The following is a 16,367-nucleotide window of genomic DNA, read 5'->3' on the forward strand; positions in this document are numbered from 1 at the left end:
CGGTCGACCATTGCCGTGCGGTCCCATCTTCCCTCGTGGGAGCGGCTGTCCGCGAGTACGGGCCGGCTTTTCGCGGCCGTCGGCGGTCCGCTCAGCGCCGGCGGCCGCGCACCGACCAGCCGCTGCCGATGCCCGCGACGTGGAGGGCGAGCGCGGTCAGGCCGAGGAGCATCAGGTTGGTGGAGGTGAAGGTGTCGTTGGTGGAGATGTCCGCCGCGTTGATCAGGAAGGCGATGAAGAACAGCACTGCCGAGACGATGGCGACCACGGGGTCCGTCCTTTCGGGGTGGGGGCTCCTTCGGGGGAGCCGCTGTTCTGCGCATGCCCCCGACGGGGCTCCGAACACCGGTGGTTCCGGGAGGTGTTCGCCGTGGCGATCTGAGTAGCGGTACTCAGGCGTGGCCGGTCGTGACCCACGACACTGAGGCTCCGACCGCCCTTACGGAGAGGCACCCTCGTGTTCAGCCGAGCTGTCATCGCCCTGACGCCGCTCTTCGGGCGGCTCACCGTCACCAGTGAGATCAAGCTGCGTCTGCCCGCGGGCACCATCTTCGTGGCCAACCACGACTCCATGGCCGACCCCGCCGTCGTCATGACCGCCCTGCGGCGCTTCGAGCTGGACCCGGTGGTCATGGCGACCGCGGGACTGTGGCGCATACCGCTGCTCGGCCGGGCGCTGACCCGGGAGGGACACATCCCGGTCCACCGCCGCACCGCGCACGCGGCGCTGGCCCTCGACGCCGCCGCCGAGGCGCTGGCCGGCGGGCGGCACGTGCTCCTGTACGGCGAGGGCGGACTGCCGCGCCGCAGGGACGCCGCGGCGACCGCGCCCGAACCGTTCCGCACCGGGCTGGCCCGCCTGGCTCGGACGACCGGCGCCCTGGTCGTGCCGGTGGGCCACGCGGGCGCCCGGCGCATCGCCTCGGGCTCGGCCGCGAAGCAGCTGGCGGGCACGTTGACGGCGCCCGTCCGGCGCCCGCACTGCCACGTCCACCTGGGCGCGCCGCTGCGGCTTCCCGCGGAGACCGAGCGCGGGACGACGGCGGCGCGGCTCGCCGTCACCACGGCGTGGCGTACCGCGGCCCGGGCCGTCGGCGAGCACCCGAGGTGACCGGGCCCCCGGACACGGGGACGCCCCGAGTCGCCCTGCGGTCCGCGATGTCGCCGGGCAGCCGTGCCCGGCGCGACCGGCTGCGGACAGGGCCCGGCGACGGCGGACGGACCTCGCCGTCGTCTCCTCCCGGGACGGCGCGGGCGGGTCCGGTCAGTCCGCCCCGGGCGGCGGCGCCGTGCTCTGCCGGTGCACGAGCCGCGTCGGCACCAGCGTGGTCCCGTGCTCGGCGCCGTCCGGGCGCATCTTGCGCAGCACGGCCTGGACGCACAGCCGGCCCACCTCGGCGAAGTCCTGGTGCAGGGTGGTGAGCGGGGGCAGGAAGGAACTGGCCTCGGGGATGTCGTCGAAGCCGATGACGCTGACGTCCTCGGGCACCCGGCGGCCGCCCTCGTGCAGGGCGCGGAGCAGCCCCAGGGCCATCTGGTCGTTGGCCGCGAAGACGGCCGTGCACTCCTCGCGGGCCGCGAGCTCGCGACCGGCCAGGTAGCCGGACTCCGCCGACCAGTCGCCGCGGACCAGGGGCGGGGCCGGGCGGCCCGCCTCGGTGAGGGCGGCGCGCCAGGCGTCCGCGCGACGCTGGGCGGCGAACGAGCCCTCGGGTCCGCCCAGGTGCCAGACGGTGCGGTGGCCGAGGTCGAGGAGGTGCTGGACGGCGGTGCGGGTGCCGCCGGCCTGGTCGGTGTCGACGACGGTGTAGTGGTCGCCGGCGTCGGAGTCCACCACGACGACCTGGACGTGCGGCGGGAGTTTGACGGTCGCCGCGTCGAGCAGGTGCACCTCCATGATGACGATCACCGCGTCGACGGCCAGCTCCTCCAGCCGGGAGAACGCGCCGCGCACCTCGTCGGAGGTGGGCACGGCCACCGGGAGCAGCGTCACCGCGTAGCCCTCCTCCGCCGCCGAGGTGGCGATCGCCTCCAGGGTGCGTACGTTGCCGGTCGTGGACAGCGTGAACGTGATGACGCCTATCGTGCGGAACTCGCCGCGCTTGAGGGCCCGGGCGGCGCTGTTGGGCCGGTAGCCGAGCTCCTTCATGGCCTCGAGCACCTGCTGCCGGGTCTCCTCGTTCACCCCGGCGTACCCGTTGGAGACCCGGGACACCGTCTGCGAGGACACCCCCGCGAGGCGCGCGACGTCCGCCATGGAGGCCGTGGCCCGCGCACGCCGCGAGCCCCTCGCCGGTGTTCTTTCGGCCATGTTCACCCCGTGTGTCCGCCTCTCTGTCGGCTCGGCCGTCACAGTCTCCCCGGAGGCCCCTTGACCATCGTTATCGGGGCAGTGTAGACATGCCGCCATCAGATGTTTACGTAAACATAACAGCTTGTACATCCCCCTTGCGTGGCTGATGTTTACGCAAACATCATGGTGGCGGTGGGGCGACCGGAAATCTCCGCGCACCACCACCGGTTCCAGGACTGGACGAGCGAGGAACTACATGACGACGCTGCAACCGCCGGTGGCCGCCGAGCCGCGGCCGGCACCGCCTCCGGCGAAACGGGACCGCCGCTCCTGGACCGGGTGGGGTTTCCTCGGTCCGTTCGTGGCCGTGTTCGCCCTGGTCTTCCTGGCCCCGATCGTGTATTCGATCTACCTCAGCCTCTTCCGGAACCAGCTCATCGGCGGAAACCAGTTCGTCGGCCTGGACAACTACACCCGGGCCCTGCAGGACGACGCCTTCTGGGGCGCCGTCGGCCGGGTGGCGCTCTTCCTGGCCGTCCAGGTGCCGCTCATGCTCGGCATCGCCCTGCTGGTCGCGCTGGCACTGGACAGCGGCCGACTCTACGGCAAGAGCTTCTTCCGCATCACGATCTTCCTGCCGTACGCCGTGCCCGCCGTGGTGGCCACCCTGATGTGGGGCTTCATGTACGGCACCAAGTACGGCCTGGTGGGCGACATCAACTCCGCGTTCGGTGTCACCCTGCCCGACCTGCTCTCCCCCGGCTGGGTGCTCGCCTCCATCGGCAACATCGTGACCTGGGAGTTCGTCGGGTACAACATGCTGATCTTCTACTCGGCGCTGCGCGTCGTGCCGACCTCGCTGTACGAGGCGGCGGAGATCGACGGCGCCGGCCAGTGGCGGATCATCCGCTCGATCAAGCTGCCCGCGATCCGGGGAGCGATCGTCATCGCCACGATCTTCTCGATCATCGGCAGCTTCCAGCTCTTCAACGAGCCGAGCATCCTGCGCCCGCTGGCGCTGAACTCCATCACCACGGACTTCACGCCGAACTTCTACACGTACTCGCTGTCGTTCAACGGCCAGCAGCACAACTACTCCGCGACGGTGGCCATCATCATGGGCGTCATCACGATGGTCGTCGCCTACGCCGTCCAGCTGCGCGGCATGCGCAAGGAAGCGTGACCCGATGAGCACCTCTGTCACCGCCTCCCCCGCGAAGAGCACCGCGCCCAGACTGCGGACCCCGCGCAAGAAGCACACCCCCGGCAAGCCGAAGCGCAATGTGCTGCTGACCGTGCTGATGGCCCTGATGGTCCTCTACACCGTGGTGCCGCTGATCTGGCTGATCATCAACTCGACGAAGACCCAGTCCGGCCTGGCCGACTCCAACGGTCTGTGGTTCGCCCACGACTTCGCCCTGTGGGACAACGTCCGGGACACCTTCACCTACCACGACGGCATCTTCGGCCGCTGGCTGCTGAACACCCTGCTGTACGTCGGGCTCGGCGCGGGCGGCGCGACCCTGCTGGCCGTGCTCGGCGGGTACGCGCTGGCGAAGTTCCAGTTCCCCGGCAGGCGCGCCGTGTTCGCCGTGGTGATCGGCGCGGTGGCCGTGCCCGGTACGGCGCTGGCGGTGCCCACCTTCCTGATGTTCAGCAAGATGGGACTGACCGACACCCCCTGGGCGGTCATCATCCCGTCGCTGGTGTCGCCGTTCGGCCTCTATCTGATGTGGGTGTTCGCCGCCGAGGCGATCCCGACCGAGCTGCTGGAGGCGGCCCGGATGGACGGGGCGAGCGAGGTGCGGACCTTCTTCCAGGTCGCGCTGCCGCTGCTGGCCCCGGGGATCGTGACCGTGCTGCTGTTCACCACGGTCGCCACCTGGAACAACTACTTCCTCCCGCTGATCATGCTGAAGGACCCGAACTGGTACCCGCTGACGCTGGGTCTGAGCGCCTGGAGCTCCCAGGCACAGACCATCGGCGGTGACGTGATCTTCAACCTGGTGATCACGGGGTCCCTGCTGACGATCCTTCCGCTGATCGCCGCCTTCCTGTTCCTCCAGAAGTACTGGCAGTCCGGCCTCTCCGCCGGAAGCGTCAAGGAGTGACGTGGACGGCCCCCCAAGCCCCACATTTAAGCCTTACCAGCACCAGCACCACCCCCACCCTCACCTGTCCCACCCACGAAGAAGTGGAAGCCCCATGCGCAGAACAACGAGCCGCATCCTGCGCGGCATCGCCCTCGTCTCCACCCTGGCCCTGGGCGTCACCGCCTGCGGCGGCTCGGACGACGACTCCGACACCAAGGCCGTCTCCGCCGGCGACATCCAGGCAGCCCTGGACAAGGGCGGCGACATCACGGTCTGGGCCTGGGAGCCCACCCTGAAGACCGTGGCCGCCGACTTCCAGAAGAAGTACCCGAAGGTCAAGGTCAACCTGGTCAGCGAGCGCTCCGGCGACAAGCACTACACCGCGCTGTCCAACGCGATCTCGGCCGGCAAGGGCGTCCCGGACGTCGCCCAGGTCGAGTACTTCGCACTCGGCCAGTACTCCCTGACCAAGGGCCTGACCGACCTGGCCCCCTACGGCGCCGACAAGCTCGCGTCGAAGTACACGCCGGGCCCGTGGAACGCGGTCAGCGACGGCGACAAGGTCTACGGCCTGCCGATGGACTCGGGCCCGATGGCGCTGTTCTACAACAAGACGGTCTTCGACAAGTACAAGATCGCCGTCCCCACCACCTGGGACGAGTACCTGGACGCGGCCCGCAAGCTCCACAAGGCCGACCCGAAGGCCTACATCACCAGCGACCTCGGCGACGCGGGCCTCACCACCTCCCTGCTGTGGCAGGCCGGTTCGCGCCCCTACAAGGTCGACGGCACCAAGCTCGGCATCAACTTCGACGACGCCGGCGCCAAGAAGTACGAGACGGTCTGGCAGCAGCTGATCAGCGAGAAGCTGCTCGCCCCGGTCAACGGCTGGACCGACGACTGGTACAAGGGCCTGGGCGACGGCACCATCGCCACCCTGGCCACCGGAGCCTGGATGCCGGCCAACTTCGCCACCGGCGTCCCGAACGCCAAGGGCCAGTGGCGCGCGGCGCCGATGCCGGCCTGGACCAAGGGCGACAAGGCGAGCGCGGAGAACGGCGGCAGCTCGCTGGCCGTCCCGGCGCTGGCCAAGAACAAGGAACTCGCCTACGCCTTCACCGAGTACGCCAACTCCGGCGCCGGTGTCGCCACCCGCATCAGCGAGGGCGCCTTCCCCGCCACCAAGGCGGAGCTCGAGTCGCCCGCGTTCCAGAGCAAGAAGTTCGACTACTTCGACGGCCAGGAGGCGAACAAGATCTTCGCCGACTCCGCCGCGAACGTGGCGAGCGACTGGTCGTACCTTCCGTTCCAGCCGTACGCCAACTCGATCTTCAACGACACGGTGGGCAAGGCGTACGTCTCCGGCACCAAGCTGGCTGACGGCCTGAAGGCCTGGCAGGACGCCTCGGTCAAGTACGGCGAGGAGCAGGGCTTCACCATCCAGAAGTAATCGAGAAGCCGTCGACCGCGAAGCGGTCGGCCGGCACCAGCACAGCAGTAAACGCCGGGCGGCGCGGCACTCGGGCCGCGCCGCCCCCGTGCACCACCTTCGGAAGGACCGCCATGATCTCCACCCTCCAGTCCCGCATGCTGAGCGGGGCGGACGGTGACCCCGCTCCGCGTCTGGCCTACGGCGCCGACTACAACCCCGAGCAGTGGCCCAGGGACGTGTGGGCGGAGGACGTCCGGCTGATGCAGGACGCCGGCGTCACCGTCGTCTCCGTGGGGATCTTCTCCTGGGCCCGCATCCAGCCGGGCCCGGACACCTGGGACTTCGGCTGGCTCGACGAGGTCATGGACCTGCTGCACGCCGGCGGGATCGGCGTCGACCTGGCCACCGCCACCGCCTCCCCGCCGCCGTGGCTGACCACCGCCCACCCCGAGATCCTGCCGGTCACGGCGAACGGCGAGACCCTGTGGCCGGGGGCGCGCCAGCACTGGCGGCCCACCTCGCCGGTCTTCCGCGAGCACGCCCTGCGGCTGGTCCGGGAGATCGCCGGCCGCTACAAGGACCACCCGGCCCTCGTCGCCTGGCACGTCTCCAACGAGCTGGGCTGCCACAACGTATACGACCACTCGGACGACGCCGCCCGCGCCTTCCGGGTCTGGCTGCGCGCCCGCTACGGCAGCCTCGACGCGCTCAACCACGCCTGGGGAACGGCGTTCTGGTCGCAGCGCTACAGCGACTGGGAGCAGATCCTGCCGCCCCGGCTGGCCGCCTCGCACCCCAACCCGACCCAGCAGCTGGACTTCAAGCGGTTCTCCTCGGACGCCCTCAAGGACCACCTCGTCGCCGAGCGGGAGATCCTGCGGGAGATCACCCCCCAGATCCCGGTCACCACCAACTTCATGGTGATGGGCGGCACCAAGGGCATGAACTACGCGGACTGGGCGAGCGAGATCGACTTCGTCTCCAACGACCACTACGTGCACCCCGGCCCCCAGGACCGCGACGAGCTCTCGTTCAGCGCGAACCTGGTCAGCGGCATCGCGGGAGGCCGGCCGTGGTTCCTCATGGAGCACTCCACCAGCGCGGTCAACTGGCAGCCCGTCAACGTGGCGAAGCGGCCCGGCGACCTGGCCCGCGACTCGCTGCTACACGTGGCGCACGGCGCTGACGCGGTGTGCTTCTTCCAGTGGCGGCAGTCCGCGGCGGGCGCCGAGAAGTACCACTCGGCGATGGTTCCGCACGCCGGCCCCGACAGCGACCTCTTCCGCGCGGTCGCCGACCTCGGCGCCCAGCTCAAGACCCTGGCCCCGGTGGCGGGTTCGGAGCGCGAGGCGGCCTCCGTCGGCATCCTCTACGACTGGGAGTCGTGGTGGGCGAGCGAGCAGGACTCCCACCCCACCGCCCTGCTGGACTACCGGCAGGAGGCGCTCGACTGGTACTCGGCGCTGCTCGCCCTCGGCGTCCGCGCCGACCTCGTGACCACCCGCGCCGACCTCTCCCGTCACCAGGTGCTCGTCGCGCCCGTGCTGCACGTCGTCCCCGCCGAGCTCGCCAAGGAGCTCACCCGGTACGCCGAGCAGGGCGGCCACCTCGTCACCACGTACTTCTCCGGGATCGTCGACGAGAACGACCACGTCTGGCTCGGCGGTTACCCGGGCGCCCTGCGCGACCTGCTCGGCCTGCGCATCGAGGAGTTCGGCCCGCTGCTCGCCGGGGAGAGCGTGGAGCTCGACGACTCCACCTGGGGCACCCTGTGGACGGACCGGATCGCCGTGACCGACGACGACACCGAGGTGCTGGCGCGCTACCGCACCGGAGTGCACGCCGGCCGCCCCGCCGTCACCCGGCGGCCCGCCGGCGGCGGCTCCGCCTCCTACGTCTCCACGCGGCTCGGCGTCGACGGGCTCCGCGCGCTGCTGCCGCGGCTGCTGGACCCGGCCGGCGTCGGCAGCGAACTCCCCGCCGACGTGCGGGGCAAGGTCGAGCTGACCGTCCGCCGCGGCGCCGGGGAACGGTTCCTGTTCCTCGTCAACCGGACCGACGCGACGGTACCGGTGACCGGGCTCGAGGGAGAGATCCTGATCGGCTCCGGCGGCGCGGACGGCGCCCCCGTGCTCGGCCCGCGGGAGGTCGCCGTCCTGCGACAGCCCGCTCACTAGCCGGGGCAGACCGCACGGCACCTCGTCGTCACCGCACCCCCCACGACTCCCCGGCACGGCCTGCGCCCGCGGCCGGGGGCCATCCCCTGCCGCCCGCGCGGCGGCAGGGGCCCACCACAGCGACCGCACCGCAGTTGGGAGCACAGATGGCACGCCGTACCCGCAGCAAACGGACCCTCGGGGCCGCCGCACTCACCGCCCTGGCCACCGGGGCCGCGCTCCTCGGCGTCCCCGTGCAGGCGCACGCCGAGGCCGCCGTCACCGTGACGCCGGACCCGTCGTACCAGCAGGAGAAGTTCGAGGGCTGGGGCACCAGCCTGGTCTGGTTCGCGAACGCCACCGGCGACTACCCGCCGGCGGTCCGCGAGAAGCTCGCCAAGCTGCTGTTCGGCGACGACGGCCTGGCGCTGAACATCGCCCGCTACAACATCGGGGGCGGCAACGCGCCGGACGTGAAGGACTACCTGCGCGCGGGCGGCGCCGTCGAGGGCTGGTGGAAGGCGCCCGCGGGCACCACCCGCGAGGACACCGACTGGTGGAGCGCGGACGACCCGGCGGACTGGAACAAGAACGCCGACGCCACCCAGCGCTGGTGGGTCGACCGCATCAAGAAGGACATCACCCACTGGGAGACGTTCAGCAACTCCCCGCCCTGGTTCATGACGGAGAGCGGTTACGTCTCGGGCGGCTTCAACGCCAACACCGACCAGTTGAAGGCCGACTCGGTCGACGACTTCGCCGCCTACGTCGCGGGCGCGACGAAACGGCTGGAGAAGGCCGAGGGCATCAAGGTCGACACGGTCGACCCGTTCAACGAGCCCAACACCGGCTACTGGGGCACCCGCCTCGACGCGAACGGCGTGCCGGTCGGCGGCCGCCAGGAGGGCGCCCACATCGGTCCCGCGCTCCAGCAGAAGGTCCTCGCCGCACTGGCGCCCGCGCTGAAGAAGGCGAAGACCAAGGCGAAGATATCGGCGATGGACGAGACCAACCCGTCCATCTTCGCGACCAACTGGAACTCCTACTCGCAGGCCTCCAAGGACCTCGTGGACCAGATGAACGTCCACACCTACGGCACCGGTCAGCGCACCACCGTCCGCGACCTCGCCAAGGCCGCCGACAAGCCGTTGTGGATGAGCGAGGTCGAGGGCGACTGGGGCGACGGGCAGAGCTTCACCGACATGCGTCCGGGCCTCGGGCTCGCCCAGCAGATGGTGAACGACCTGCGTGAACTGGAGCCCAGCGCCTGGGTGTTCTGGCAGCCGGTCGAGGACTACGACAACATGAAGCCGGGCGGCGAGTCCGCCAAGGGCGGCAACTGGGGCGAGATCCAGCTCCCGTTCAGCTGCACCAAGTCGGACACCCTGAAGTCGTGCCCGATCTACACGAACACCAAGTTCGACACGGCCCGCAACTTCACGCACTTCATCAAGCCGGGCGACAAGCTCATCAAGGTGGACGACACCTCCAGCGCCGCCGCCGTGACGAAGGACGGCAAGGGCCTCTCCCTCGTCCACGTCAACTCCACCACCGCGGCCCGCACGGTCACCCTCGACCTGTCGAAGTTCCGCACCGTCAAGCGGAGCGCGACCGTCACGCCGACCGTGACCAGCGCCGACGGCAAGCTGAAGCAGCAGGCCCCGGTCAAGGTCGTCGACGGCAAAGCCACCTACACCGTCCCGGCGCAGTCCGTGACCTCCTTCGCCGTGAAGGGCGTCTCGGGCGTCGCGAAGAACGCGGGTCTGTTCAGCAAGGGCCACTCGTACACGCTGACCGGCGTGCAGAGCGGCAAGGCGGTGACCGTCGCTGCCAACGGCACGAGCCTCGTCATCGGCTCGGCCAACGGCAGCACCGCGCAGGCGTGGCAGCTCGACGCCCGGCACGGCGAGAAGGGCGCGCGCCAGCGGTACGTCTTCGCCAACCCGGCCGAGGGCAAGCGTCTCGCCGTCCGCGACAACGTGCCGGTGGTCGAGCCCGACACCGGCAAGCGTGACCCCGCCACCGAGTGGATCATGTCGACCACCGGTGACAGCACGTGGACCCTGGTCAACGTGGCGACCGGACGTCTCCTCGAGGTCGGCGGCCAGGCCACCAACGAGGGCGCGGCCGTCACCACCTGGCAGGCCAACTCCGGCTCCAACCAGCGCTGGAGGGTCACGGACGTGACGCCGTAGCGCGTCTTACGTCTGCACGCCCCGTCAGTCCGTGGTCCCCGCCCGCGTCACGATCCCCGTGACGCGGGCGGGGTGCTGTGCGGGGGCGGCCGCCGGGATGCGTTCCAGGACGCCCCCGGCGAAGACGTCGTACAGCGGCAGTGTCTCCAGGTGGACGTAACCGATGTGGCAGTCGCAGACGGCGAGCGGGCATGCCCTCGGGCGCAGCGCGGCACGATAGGAGCCGTCGTAGAGGTTCCCCAGTTCGGCGCGGACGAAGTGGCAGCGCCGCACGGTGCCCTCGCCGTCGACCGAGATCACGGACTCGCCCGTGCGGCAGGGCAGGCCGGCGCTGGTGTGCGGGTGGCGGCTGTAGGGGAAGAGGGGGTCGATCGCGGTCCAGTCGTCGGCATCGGCGTCCGTGTACGTGTGCCCCTCGGCCGCGTTGATCCACAGGTAGACGTGCGCGGGCAGGTCGGCGCGCAGCCGGCGGGCCGCTTCCCGGTGTCCCGGCAGTCCGACCACGCCGACGCTGAAGCGCACGCCCCGGTCGGCCAGGTCGCGGCACTTGGCGAGGAACCGGTCGTACGGCGTCTGGCCCGGGTGGTAGGTGCACCACAGGGCCAGGGTGTCGGCGTCGGCCGCGCCCAGCCAGTCGGTGCGGCAGCTGAGGTTCGTCTGGATCGCGACCCGGCGGATGTGCGGGAGGCGGGAGAGGTCGGCGAGGGCGCGCCGGTACCAGGAGCGGACCAGGCCCTCGCCCCAGGGGGTGAACAGGAGGGAGAGCCGGTCGCCGGTCCGGTCCGCCGCCCAGGCGACGAACCGTTCCAGGGCGGCGCGGTCGGCCCGCAGTTCGGCGGTCGAGTCCCGGCGCTTGGCGAACGGGCAGTAGGGGCAGTCGTAGTCGCAGGAGGCGAGCGGGCCGCGGTAGAGCACGGTCAGATCCATGGCGGCCCGGTCACTTCCGCTCGTAGGCGGCCATCGCGGTCCGCACGGCCGGGGAGAACAGCTCCGGGCCGACGGCGTCGGAGTGGGCGAGGCCCTCGGGGGTCAGCCGCAGGACGGCCGGGTCGGCGTCGGTCAGCCAGCCGCGGTCGGCGAACCGTTCGAGCTCGGGGCCGAAGTCGTCGGCGGGGCCGCCGCCGAAGCGGTCCCGGTACTCGTCCAGGCGCAGCCCGTCGGCCTGGAGGAGCGACTGGAGGAGGTGCCGGCGGCGCGCCTCGGCCGGGGTCATGCGGTGCCCGACCTGGGCGCGGGCGAAGGCTGCCGCGTCGCCGGCGACGTAGTCGTCGATGATGCCGCGGATCTGGTGCATGTCCACGGCGTAGTCGAAGGAGTAGTGCAGCCCGGACGTGTAGGAGCGGGCGCCGCAGCCGAGGCCGATCATGCCGTCGATCTGGCAGGCGTAGTCGTCGGCGCCCTGCTGCGGGGCGTCGGCTCGGCGGAACATGCGCATGGAGTGCTGGGTGTAGCCGTGCGCGAGGAGGTGGTCGCGGCCGGCCCGGTACAGGGTCAGACGCTGCTCGTCCCAGGCCGGATCGTCGCCGGTCAGCGGGTCGGGGGCGGGGTGGCGTCGGCCGAGGCCGGTCAGCGGGCGGACGTAGAGGGGGTAGAGGTAGAGCTCCTCGGGCCGCCACGCGAGAGCCGCGTTCAGGGAGTGCAGCCAGGTCTGCTCGGTCTGGCCGTCGATGCCGTAGATCAGGTCGATGTTGAGGACCGGGATGCCGGCCTCGCGCACACGCCCGAGCGCCGCTTCCACGTCGGCGCGGCGCTGTGGGCGGACGGCTGCCCGGGCCTCGGCGTCGACGAAGCTCTGCACGCCCAGACTGAGCCGGGTGGCCCCGCGGTCGGCGAGGACGGCGAGCCGGTCGGCCGTGGCCGTGGCGGGCGACGCCTCCACGGAGAGCGGGACCGCGCGGAGGTCGGCGCCCATACGGTGCTCGGCGATGTCGCAGAGGCGCTCCAGTTCAGCGGCGGTGAGGAAGGTGGGGGTGCCGCCGCCGAAGGCCGCCGTGGCGAACCGGGGCCCCTCCCCGAGTGCGTCGCGCACGGCGGTGGCCTGCCGTTCCAGCGCGTCCAGGTAGGCGCCCGTCAGACCGTCGGGGGCGCCGATGCGGGTGAAGAGGTTGCAGAACCCGCAGCGGACCTCGCAGAACGGGATGTGCGCATAGAGGGAGAGGGAGTCCTTGGGCTCACCCGCCCAGAGCTCCGCGAGGAGGGGTCGGTCGGACAGCGGCCGGTAGGCCGTCTTGTGCGGGTAGGCGTAGACGTAGTGCTGGTAGGGGCTGGTGCGGGTGACCGGCTCGGCGGTGGTCATCGGGCGGTCTCCGTCGGACGGGGTGCGGAATCACGGGGCGCGGGGTCGAGGAAGAAGTGGGCGTACGGCACCGTCCACACGGACTCGTGGCCCAGGCGGTGGCCGGTGTAGCCGTCGTCGCCGTAGGCGGTGCCGTGGTCGGAGCAGACGATCGCGAAGCAGCGGCGTCTGCTGCTCGCGGCGGTGAACAGCCGCCCGATGTGCCGGTCCACGTACTCCAGCGCGGCAGCGTGCGTCTCGCGGCTGTCGCCTGCCTCGCGGGTCGCGCCGGGCAGGTGGAACCAGTTCGGCTGATGCAGCGCGGAGACGTTCACGAAGAGGAACAGCCGCTGCTCGGGCGGAAGTTCGCGGACGGTCCGCTCGGCGCGGGCGATCTGGTTCTCGAAGGACTCCGGCGAGGTGACGCCGAACTCCGGTGCCCAGTGGGACTCGTGGAACAGTCCGGGCAGCACCGAGCCCAGCGGCCCCTGCTTGTTGAAGAAGCCCACTCCCCCGACGCAGACGGTGTGGTACCCGGCCTTCCCGAGGCCGGAGACCAGATCGGGCGTGTCGTAGACGAACGTGCCGCCGGCGGTGGTCTCGCTGCCGGCGAAGCTCGCCGCGAACAAGCGCGGATGGGGGCCGGGGGCGGCCGGGGTGGGCAGGAAGCCGGCGAAGATGGCCTGGTGGGAGGCGTAGGTGAAGCTGCCCGGGGCATGCCGGCGTTCCCAGCGGCCGTCCGGGAGGTGGCGCGCGAGGTGCGGGATGCGGCCCGCCCCCGCCAGCTCGGCGGCCACGTCGTACCGCAGGGTGTCCAGGGTGACCAGGAGGATGTCGTGGCTGCCGACGACGTCGTTCATGTCGGGCTCAGGCATGCGGTGTTCCTGTTCTGTGCGGGACGAAACCGCGCATCACGGCCGCCAGCTGCGCCGCGTACGTGTCCTGGCCCTCTGCCCCGCCGCCGGGCAGACCGGTGAGCCGGGGCAGCAGGTCGCCGAAGGCGTTGACCTCGCCGATCGCGGCCCCGCGCCAGCCGACGGCCGGCAGCAGGTCGACGCCGACGCACAGGGTGCGCGGGAAGCAGGCCGCGGCCTGCTCGCACACGCCGAGCACGTCGGCCCAGCGGGCGCCCGCGGCCTCGACGGCCTCGCGGGCGGTGTCCAGATCGCCGCGGCGGCCCCCGAGGTGCAGGTTGGTCAGGGGCGAGCGGCTGGTGCGGACGACGGCGTGGGTGGCGCGGCCGGCCACCACGACGACCCGGAGGTCGGCGGCCCGGCCGCTCTGGGAGGCCTTCGGCAGCCAGCGCTCCAGGTGGAGTCCGTCGGGGGCGAGCGCGTCGACGACGGCCGCGACGTCCCGCTCACGTTCGTAGCGGCGCACTCGCAGGGAGTTGTACAGGCTGCCGTCCGCGGTCAGTTCGACGGAGGTGGTGGCCCTGATCCGGCCTCCGCCGCCCGATTCGACGGCGAGGACCCCCGAGGCGGACGACCCGTGCGCCGGCTTCACGAAGAGCCGGGGCATCCGGTGCTCGCGCATCGCGGCGCGCACGTCGTCCCAGCCGCGCACCGGTATGCCGTCCGGGCCCGAGGTGGGCGAGGCGGGCACCGGGACGCCCGCCGTGTGCAGGACGCCGTGACAGAGCCGTTTGTCGAACAGCACGGCCAGGTCGTCGGGGTCGGTGAGGCGGACGCCGCCGCGCAGGCTGCGCACGGCGGCGACGAACGCGGCGTACCAGTGTGCCGAACCCTCGACCCGGGTGGGGTCCTGGGCGCCCCGCAGCAACCGGTCGACCCCGGCGTTCTCCCCGGGCGAGTCGATCCGGACGATCTCGTCGACGGCGAAGTCGGCTCCCCGGGCGCGCAGGACGTCCGCCCAGGGGACGATCCGCGGGGCGGGCAGTCCGGCCGTCCGCACGGCCTCCTCGAAGAGGGCGACCCGGCGGTTCTCGGGGTTGGCGACCACCGCGAGTCGCGGCACGGGATCACTCACCGGCGCAGGCGTGCGGTCCATGGGCTTCGTCGCTCACTCCCCCACGGCGACGTAACGCCACACCGTGCCGTCGTCGTCCGCGTCCTCGTCTGCGTCGCCGCGGTCGAGGTCCACCTCGACGCCCGCGGTCTCGAGGGTCTGCCGGACGCGCTCCTGGAGCGGCTCGCTGAGGTAGTGGTGGTGCAGGTCCAGCTTCCTGAGGTGGTTGAGGGGCTGTCCGTCGAGCAGGGCGGTGGCGCCCTCGTCCGTGAGCACGCCCATGGAGAGGTCCAGCACCTCCAGCCGGGGCACCACCGGGGCCGCCGCGATCGCGCCGGCCACCGCGTCCTGGATCTCGCTGTTGCGCAGGGCCAGGTGCCGCAGGCGGGGCAGGCGGGCGCCGGACAGGATCGGCTCGAGGTCGGCCGCCTCGCTGTCGCCGCCGTATTCGGGCGTGCCGAGCCACAGGTCCAGGTGCTCCAGCGCGGGCAGGTCGCTGCCGGCCACCCCGCGCACGACCTCGGCGGGCAGCCCGCCCGCCTCGATCACCAGCCGGCGCAGCGAACCGTGGCTCAGGGCGGGGAAGCGCAGCCCCGACCCTCCGCGGACCCCGAGCTCCTCCAGCGCGGGGAACGCCTTCAGGAGCGGGGTGACGTCGGTCTGGTTGATCCAGGAGATCTCGCACTCCTCCATCACCATGTCGCCGAAGAACAGCGCGCGCAGGGCCGGGAACCGGTCCCGGGCGGCGGTCAGCGCCTCGACGACGGGCGTGGGGTCCTCCTCGTAGGCCTCCTCCCACGCTCCGACGATCAGCGCCCTCACGCGGGTGGTGTCGACCGCGGCGCAGAAGCGCGCGAACACGTCCGTCCATTTCTCGTCGGCGTCGTAGACGTCGCTGGTGACGCGCCAGGCCACGGAGTCCGGATCGACCGGCCGCGGCTTGTGCCGGGCGCCGGGAAACGTGTGGGCGGGCAGCCCGTGGAGCGCCTTGAGGTGTTCACCGATGGTCATACGGCTGCTCCCGAGGGGAAATGGTGTGCGATCTGCGATGTGTCCGCAGTTCTACCAACAGCCACTGACATCGCCTCTCGCGGGGCCGGGTTCGGGGCCGCGTTCAGGGGCGGGGCCCCGTGCCTGGACGGCGCGGCCCGCCCCGTCAGCCGGCGGCGGCGCGGGCCAGCACCTCGCCGACCTGGCCGCGTACGGCGTCCCGGGCGCCGGCGGGCAACTCGCCGAGCTCCGTGCCCTCCAGGGCGCTGAGCACCTCCTCGGCGCCGGCACCGGGCTCGTACGGGGCGCTCCCGCTGAGCACGTCGTAACCGTCGCGGACGGCCACGCGCAGGCGGGCGGGGCCGTCGTCCCCGGCGTGCAGCGCGACGGCGACGACGAGGGGCGGCGCGCCGCCCGCCTCGCCCGCCAGCTTGCGGTAGTTGCTGGCCAGCGGCGTGCGCCAGCGCAGGGCGAGCAGCACCGGACGCTTGGCGAGCAGCTCGGTCAGGTCGGTGTCGTAGACGCCGTCGGCGGTCAGGACCGTGGCCCGGGCGTCGAGGACCAGGGCGGCGGGGAGCAGACAGCGCAGGGTGCTGCCGACGATGTTGCCGCCCACCGTGGCCGCACGGCGTACCGCGCCGGTGCCCACTCCGCCGGCCGCCCGGTGCAGCACCTCCGGCACGGTCGCGTCGACGCGGTGCAGCAGAACGGCTCCGCCGAGTTCCTCGGGTCCGAACGCGTTGGCCTCCGGCAGCCGGCGAAGCGACACGGCCTGCTCGGGAAAGCCGTCCCGCTGCCAGCCCGCCCACACCAGGGTGGCCCCGCCGACCGGTACCGCGCCCTCGGCGAGACACCGCTGTGCTTCGGATATGGAGGAGGGAAGACGCAACTGCACGACAACCGACCCGCCTTCCCGTGGAGTTCGTGGGGCGACCGCGCGTCGTCCCCGGCGTGATCAATGGCAG

General features: G+C 71.9%; 14 protein-coding genes. 6 read left to right on the forward strand and 8 right to left on the reverse strand.

From position 1 onward, the window contains the following. Positions 1-91: 91 nt before the first annotated feature. Positions 92-268, reverse strand: coding sequence for a hypothetical protein (locus OHS82_RS05110; RefSeq protein ID WP_199863715.1), 177 nt, complete (start codon positions 266-268; stop codon positions 92-94). Between the two features lie 189 nt (positions 269-457). Between OHS82_RS05110 and OHS82_RS05115 the strand changes: the two genes are divergently transcribed. Next, positions 458-1,111, forward strand: a complete 654-nt coding sequence (locus OHS82_RS05115; RefSeq protein ID WP_057576735.1) for a lysophospholipid acyltransferase family protein — start codon at positions 458-460, stop codon at positions 1,109-1,111. Between the two features lie 153 nt (positions 1,112-1,264). Here the strand turns inward: OHS82_RS05115 and OHS82_RS05120 are convergent, their stop codons facing one another. Next, positions 1,265-2,257 (reverse strand): LacI family DNA-binding transcriptional regulator, encoded by a 993-nt coding sequence (locus OHS82_RS05120; protein ID WP_107105147.1) that lies wholly within the window; start codon positions 2,255-2,257, stop codon positions 1,265-1,267. Positions 2,258-2,549: 292 nt separating this feature from the next. On the opposite strand from OHS82_RS05120, the gene OHS82_RS05125 reads away from it, so the two are divergent. The 5 genes from OHS82_RS05125 (at position 2,550) to OHS82_RS05145 (ending at position 10,169) form a co-directional block, all read left to right on the forward strand. Next, positions 2,550-3,476 carry a carbohydrate ABC transporter permease gene (locus OHS82_RS05125; protein ID WP_057576733.1) on the forward strand — a complete coding sequence of 309 codons (927 nt, stop codon included), beginning with the start codon at positions 2,550-2,552 and terminating at the stop codon, positions 3,474-3,476. Between the two features lie 4 nt (positions 3,477-3,480). Further along, complete coding sequence (locus tag OHS82_RS05130) at positions 3,481-4,404, forward strand: carbohydrate ABC transporter permease (protein ID WP_057576731.1); 924 nt, start codon at positions 3,481-3,483, stop codon at positions 4,402-4,404. Between the two features lie 94 nt (positions 4,405-4,498). Then, the gene (locus tag OHS82_RS05135) at positions 4,499-5,836 is read left to right on the forward strand and encodes an ABC transporter substrate-binding protein (protein WP_057576730.1); all 1,338 of its coding nucleotides are present in this window, start codon (positions 4,499-4,501) and stop codon (positions 5,834-5,836) included. 113 nt (positions 5,837-5,949) lie between these two features. After that, complete coding sequence (locus OHS82_RS05140) at positions 5,950-7,995, forward strand: beta-galactosidase (protein WP_328433373.1); 2,046 nt, start codon at positions 5,950-5,952, stop codon at positions 7,993-7,995. Between the two features lie 146 nt (positions 7,996-8,141). Beyond that, positions 8,142-10,169: an RICIN domain-containing protein gene (locus tag OHS82_RS05145; RefSeq protein WP_328433374.1), complete on the forward strand. Its 2,028-nt coding sequence runs from the start codon at positions 8,142-8,144 to the stop codon at positions 10,167-10,169. 24 nt (positions 10,170-10,193) lie between these two features. Here the strand turns inward: OHS82_RS05145 and OHS82_RS05150 are convergent, their stop codons facing one another. From OHS82_RS05150 to OHS82_RS05175, 6 genes are all read right to left on the reverse strand, one after another. Continuing rightward, a complete protein-coding gene (locus tag OHS82_RS05150; protein ID WP_057582690.1) occupies positions 10,194-11,096 on the reverse strand; it encodes an STM4011 family radical SAM protein in 903 nt (300 codons plus the stop codon). Between the two features lie 10 nt (positions 11,097-11,106). Then, positions 11,107-12,465, reverse strand: coding sequence for an STM4012 family radical SAM protein (locus OHS82_RS05155; protein ID WP_057582691.1), 1,359 nt, complete (start codon positions 12,463-12,465; stop codon positions 11,107-11,109). Next, complete coding sequence (locus tag OHS82_RS05160) at positions 12,462-13,304, reverse strand: STM4013/SEN3800 family hydrolase (RefSeq protein ID WP_328436024.1); 843 nt, start codon at positions 13,302-13,304, stop codon at positions 12,462-12,464. Before OHS82_RS05160 ends, OHS82_RS05155 begins: the two co-directional genes overlap by 4 nt. 7 nt (positions 13,305-13,311) lie before the next feature. Beyond that, positions 13,312-14,454 (reverse strand): STM4014 family protein, encoded by a 1,143-nt coding sequence (locus OHS82_RS05165; protein ID WP_057582693.1) that lies wholly within the window; start codon positions 14,452-14,454, stop codon positions 13,312-13,314. A gap of 12 nt (positions 14,455-14,466) precedes the next feature. Further along, positions 14,467-15,423, reverse strand: a complete 957-nt coding sequence (locus OHS82_RS05170; protein ID WP_328433375.1) for an STM4015 family protein — start codon at positions 15,421-15,423, stop codon at positions 14,467-14,469. 145 nt (positions 15,424-15,568) lie between these two features. Beyond that, a complete protein-coding gene (locus tag OHS82_RS05175) occupies positions 15,569-16,297 on the reverse strand; it encodes an FAD binding domain-containing protein (protein ID WP_057582695.1) in 729 nt (242 codons plus the stop codon). Positions 16,298-16,367 lie beyond the last annotated feature (70 nt).

This window comes from Streptomyces sp. NBC_00425 (assembly GCF_036030735.1).
Classification (GTDB): Bacteria; Actinomycetota; Actinomycetes; order Streptomycetales; family Streptomycetaceae; genus Streptomyces.

Coding starts and splice junctions, on each gene's coding strand:
- OHS82_RS05130 (WP_057576731.1), top strand. CDS start 3,481: ATGAGCACCTCTGTCACCGCCTCCCCCGCGAAGAGCACCGCGCCCAGA.
- OHS82_RS05165 (WP_057582693.1), bottom strand. CDS start 14,454: ATGGACCGCACGCCTGCGCCGGTGAGTGATCCCGTGCCGCGACTCGCG.
- OHS82_RS05140 (WP_328433373.1), top strand. CDS start 5,950: ATGATCTCCACCCTCCAGTCCCGCATGCTGAGCGGGGCGGACGGTGAC.
- OHS82_RS05170 (WP_328433375.1), bottom strand. CDS start 15,423: ATGACCATCGGTGAACACCTCAAGGCGCTCCACGGGCTGCCCGCCCAC.
- OHS82_RS05160 (WP_328436024.1), bottom strand. CDS start 13,304: ATGAACGACGTCGTCGGCAGCCACGACATCCTCCTGGTCACCCTGGAC.
- OHS82_RS05145 (WP_328433374.1), top strand. CDS start 8,142: ATGGCACGCCGTACCCGCAGCAAACGGACCCTCGGGGCCGCCGCACTC.
- OHS82_RS05135 (WP_057576730.1), top strand. CDS start 4,499: ATGCGCAGAACAACGAGCCGCATCCTGCGCGGCATCGCCCTCGTCTCC.
- OHS82_RS05155 (WP_057582691.1), bottom strand. CDS start 12,465: ATGACCACCGCCGAGCCGGTCACCCGCACCAGCCCCTACCAGCACTAC.
- OHS82_RS05120 (WP_107105147.1), bottom strand. CDS start 2,257: ATGGCGGACGTCGCGCGCCTCGCGGGGGTGTCCTCGCAGACGGTGTCC.
- OHS82_RS05150 (WP_057582690.1), bottom strand. CDS start 11,096: ATGGATCTGACCGTGCTCTACCGCGGCCCGCTCGCCTCCTGCGACTAC.
- OHS82_RS05125 (WP_057576733.1), top strand. CDS start 2,550: ATGACGACGCTGCAACCGCCGGTGGCCGCCGAGCCGCGGCCGGCACCG.